This window comes from Geomonas sp., from assembly GCF_035254065.1.
Lineage (GTDB): Bacteria > Desulfobacterota > Desulfuromonadia > Geobacterales > Geobacteraceae > Geomonas.
In genome coordinates this window covers 1-4,808 of the sequence record NZ_DATFBA010000296.1, presented here as the reverse complement: position 1 = coordinate 4,808, position 4,808 = coordinate 1, and the positions used below count along the sequence as shown (strand labels likewise).

Genomic DNA, 4,808 nt, shown 5'->3' with positions numbered 1-4,808 from the left:
CCTGGCGAAGACACCGCCCTTGACCGCTGACTGAGCGAGGCGGTAGGAGCGAAGTGCAAAATCATCCTGCTCTTGTCGGCTGATGCCGTTTCGGGTGGCGCTATCCTCGCCGATCTCCCCCATGTGCCTGCCGGTGTAGGGGTCCTGCAGGCCGTCGTGGATCAGCAAATCAAACAGCTGATCGTGACCCATGCGGTAGCCGCCCCTTCCCTTCTTGAGGAAGTAGGGAGCCTGGGACATGTTTTCCATACCGCCAGCCAGGACCACGTCGGAGTTGCCGGCACGGATGGAGTCAGCAGCCAGCATGAGCGATTTAAGGCCGGAGCCGCAGACCTTGTTAATGGTGAGAGCGGGAACCGTATCAGGAATGCCGGCCGCGCGCATGGCCTGCCGCGCCGGAGCCTGACCGCAGCCACCGGAGAGCACCTGTCCCATCACCACCTCGTCGACCGCCTCAGGCGTCAGCCCCGACCGTTCCAAAAGCCCGGTTATCACCGTGGCTGCCAGTGTCGATGGCTCGACATCCGAAAGCGCGCCATTGAAAGAACCAAACGGGGTTCTCATGCAGTCAACGACGAAGATCTCTTCCATTTCCGCCCTCCTCTCCACTCTTGGTAGAGGGGATTATATGTTTCGTTTACGTGAATGTCAACGTGTTTTAAAACGAATTTTTACATTTGCGAATTATTAGAGAGTTGCAGCACTATTTCTTAACGTTTACGAGCATTTGGATAGGTAATGAAGTTATATCGTGAGTAACAGGAAACAGCGGGGAGGGAAATTGGGGGGAGGGTTTCCCCTCCCCGTCCAGCATCGGCGACCGATAGCTCCGCGGATCCGGCGGCGACTTTACCTTGGGTATCGCCCAGAGAATGGTAGGGAAGTCGTTAAATAGCTCGCTTTTTCCTTGTTGTCCTACTGGCTCAGCACGCCGCCTTCCCCCATTGGCCGACAAAGGCTATCTCGGACAGCTGCTTGCGCGGACGCGGCTTGGGCTCCTGGTCGGGGTAACCAAGCGGTGTAATACCCACCACCCGCATCCCTTCCGGAATGCCCAGCCCTTCCCGTACCGCTCTCTCGTCATACCACCCCATCCAGCAGCTCCCGAGCCCCAGCGCGTGTGCGGCGAGGCAGAGGTGCTCAAAGGCGATGGCGGTATCGGCCACGTAGTACTCGATACCGTTCTCCACCCCCGACTCGGACGGGTCGGCGCAGACCACGATCACCACCGGGGCGGAGGCTATCGCCTTCTTTCCCGGATTGTCCTCGGGGAAGGCGTCCAGGAGGGCTTGCCGCCCCTCCCCTCCGTTCAGCACGAGGAACCGCCAGCACTGCATGTTCTTCCAGGAAGGGGCCAACCGCGCCGCGTCCAGCAGCTGCTCTATCTTTTCCCACTCTACCGGCCGGTCCTGGTACTTCCGGATGCTCCGCCGGTCTCTGACCACCTGAAACAGATCCATTGTTCCTCCATTGTCATCACATGTTCCGGCGGTACTTACCGCCAACCTCGTACAGCGCGCGGGTGATCTGGCCGAGCGAGGCGACCTTCACCGTTTCCATCAATTCGGCAAAGATGTTGCCGCCCGAGACGGCCACCTCCTGCAACCTTTTGAGCGCGAGAGGAGCTTCCTCCCTGTTGCTCTCCTGGAACGCCTTCAGGTTCCCGATCTGCTGCTCCTTCTCCTCCTTGGTGGCACGGGCCAGCTCGCCCGGCACCTGGTAGCCGTCCTCCCCTGCCCTCGGGTTCAGGAAGCAGTTGACCCCGATGATGGGAAGCTCGCCGGAGTGCTTCTTGTGTTCGTAGAGCATGGACTCGTCCTGGATCTTGGAGCGCTGGTACTGGGTCTCCATGGCGCCCAGCACGCCGCCGCGCTGATCGATCCGCTCGAACTCGGCCAGCACCGCCTCCTCCACCAAGTCGGTGAGTTCCTCGATGATGAAGGAGCCCTGGGTCGGGTTCTCGTTCCTGGCCAGGCCGAACTCCCGGCTGATGATCATCTGGATCGCCATCGCCCGCCTGACCGAGTCTTCGGTCGGGGTGGTCACCGCCTCGTCGTAGGCGTTTGTGTGCAGCGAGTTGCAGTTGTCGTAGATGGCGGTAAGCGCCTGCAGCGTGGTACGGATGTCGTTGAAGTCCATCTCCTGGGCGTGCAGCGAGCGGCCCGAGGTCTGGATATGGTACTTGAGCTTTTGGCTTCGCTCGTTGGCGCCATACTTCTCCCTCATCACCACCGACCAGATGCGGCGGGCCACCCGGCCGATTACGGTGTACTCCGGATCGAGGCCGTTGGAGAAGAAGTAGGATAGGTTGGGGGCGAAATCGTCGATGTGCATGCCGCGGGAGAGGTAGTACTCGACGTAGGTGAAGCCGTTGGCCAGCGTAAAGGCGAGCTGGGAGATGGGATTGGCCCCCGCCTCAGCGATGTGGTAGCCGCTGATGGATACCGAGTAGTAGTTCTTCACCTTTTTATCGATGAAGTACTGTTGGATGTCCCCCATCATCTTGAGGGCGAATTCGGTGGAGAAGATGCAGGTATTCTGCCCCTGGTCCTCCTTCAGAATGTCGGCCTGCACGGTCCCGCGCACGGTCTGGATGGTGCAGTCGCGGATCTGCTCGTACTCCGCCGGACTTGGCTCCCGCCCCTCGCGCTCTTTGAAGAGCTCCACCTGCTGGTCGATGGCGGCGTTGAAGAAGAAGGCCAGCATCATGGGCGCCGGACCGTTGATGGTGATGGAGACGCTGGTGTTGGGGGCGCAGAGGTCGAAGCCCGCGTAGAGCTTCTTCATGTCCTCCACCGTGCAGATGGATACGCCGCTCTCGCCCACCTTGCCGTAGATGTCGGGGGGATAGTCAGGGTCCTCGCCGTAGAGGGTGACGCTGTCGAAGGCGGTGGAGAGGCGTTTGGCGTCGTCGTCCTTGCAGAGGTAGTGGAAGCGGCGGTTGGTCCGCTCCGGCGTCCCCTCCCCCGCGAACTGGCGCTTGGGATCTTCATCAGCGCGCTTGAACGGGAAGAGCCCGGCGGTGTACGGGAAGAAGCCCGGGGCATTCTCCAGCATGCACCAGCGCACGATCTCGCCCCAGTCGGCGAAGTCGGGGAGGCAGACCTTGGGGATGCGGGTCCCGGAGAGGGTGGTGGTGTAGAGGTCGCTACGTATCTCCTTGTCCCGCACCTTGGTGACCAGTTGGTCCTTGCGGTAGGTCTCCTTGAGGCAGGGCCACTCCTTGAGGATCTTGCGCGGCTCGTCGAGCAGCTTCTCCTGGTAATTTCCTATGCAGCGGTCGATGTCGCCCGCCACCGATCCCACCAGCTCCTTGGCCCCCTCCAGTTGGAAGAGGCGCCGGGCGACCTCCGACTGCTCATTCACCCTGCTTCGGTAGCCACGAGACGCCTGCACGATCTCCCCCAGGTAATGGATGCGGTCGGGAGGGATGATGGAGGCGTTCTTGCTCCTCTGGTCGGTGATCGTGAGCGAAGAGGCGAGCTGCAATCCCTTCTTCTCGTTGATCTTGTCGAGCAGCGCCCGGTACAGCACGTTGGTGCCGGGGTCGTTGAACTGGGCGGCGATGGTGCCGAAGACCGGCAGCTCCTCGTCCGGCAGATCGAAGAGATTGCGGTTTCTCTTGTACTGCTTGCGGACGTTTCGCAGGGCGTCCTCGGCCCCCTTGCGCTCGAACTTGTTGAGGGCCACCAGGTCGGCGAAGTCGAGCATGTCGATCTTCTCGAGCTGGGTGGGCGCCCCGAATTCGCAGGTCATCACGTACAGCGCCACGTCGGCGATCCCGACGATGCCGGCGTCCCCCTGGCCGATGCCGGAGGTCTCCACGATGACGAGATCGAAGCCGGCGGCGCGCACCACGTCGAGAGCGTCGTGGATGGCTGCGGAGAGTTCCGAGCGGGACTCGCGGGTGGCGAGCGAGCGCATGTAGACGCGGTTGGTGTTGATGGCGTTCATCCTGATCCGGTCGCCCAAGAGCGCCCCGCCGGTCCGCTGCCGGGAAGGGTCGACCGCCAGGATGGCGACGCTCTGCCCGGGGAAGTCGCGCAGGTAGCGGCGTACCAGTTCGTCGGTGAGCGAGCTCTTGCCGGCGCCGCCGGTCCCGGTAATACCGATGACCGGGACCTCGCGCCCCAGCGATCTGATCTGCTCACGCACCGTCGCGTACCCTTGGGACTGTTCGTGGACCGACTGCTCCGCCAGCGAAATTAGGGTGTTGACCGCCCGGATGTCCTGATCCTTCAGCTTGCCGATCTCCTCCCCGATCTCCCGCGCCGGTGCGAAATCGCACAGCTCCAGCATGTAGTTCACCATCCCCTGCAGCCCCATACGACGGCCGTCTTCCGGAGAGAAGATCTTGGAGACGCCGTACCCCTCGATCTCCTTGATCTCCTCAGGGATGATGACCCCGCCACCGCCGCCGAACACCCGCACATGCCCGGCGCTCCGCTCTTCCAGGAGGTCGCGGATGTAGCGGAAGAACTCGATATGCCCTCCCTGGTAGCAGCTGACCGCGATCCCCTGGGCATCTTCCTGGATGGCGGCGGTGACGATCTCGTCGACCGAGCGGTTGTGTCCCAGGTGGATGACCTCGGCCCCCGACGATTGCAGGATGCGGCGGATGATGTTGGTGGAGGCGTCGTGGCCGTCGAACAGGCTCGTTGCGGTCACGAAGCGGATCTTGTGCTTGCTCTGGTAAGGTGCAGCGGCGGCTGTATGCATGACGGTCTCCTTGACATGAAAATGCGTTCCCGTGTCGAGCTGTTGGTGTCCGCGGCGTCGATGCGCCAGAACTCAAAAGCAATCCCCCC

Annotated in this window: 3 protein-coding genes; all 3 read right to left on the bottom strand. The window is 62.1% G+C overall.

What is annotated here, in order from left to right:
• The coding region (locus VJ604_RS13475) for a thiolase family protein (RefSeq protein ID WP_324083311.1) at positions 1–591 on the bottom strand (591 nt) is incomplete at its 3' end.
• A 332-nt stretch (positions 592–923) separates the two neighbouring features.
• Positions 924–1,460, bottom strand: a complete 537-nt coding sequence (locus VJ604_RS13470; RefSeq protein ID WP_324083310.1) for a nitroreductase family protein — start codon at positions 1,458–1,460, stop codon at positions 924–926.
• A 16-nt stretch (positions 1,461–1,476) separates the two neighbouring features.
• A complete protein-coding gene (icmF, locus tag VJ604_RS13465) occupies positions 1,477–4,719 on the bottom strand; it encodes a fused isobutyryl-CoA mutase/GTPase IcmF (RefSeq protein WP_324083309.1) in 3,243 nt (1,080 codons plus the stop codon).
• Positions 4,720–4,808 lie beyond the last annotated feature (89 nt).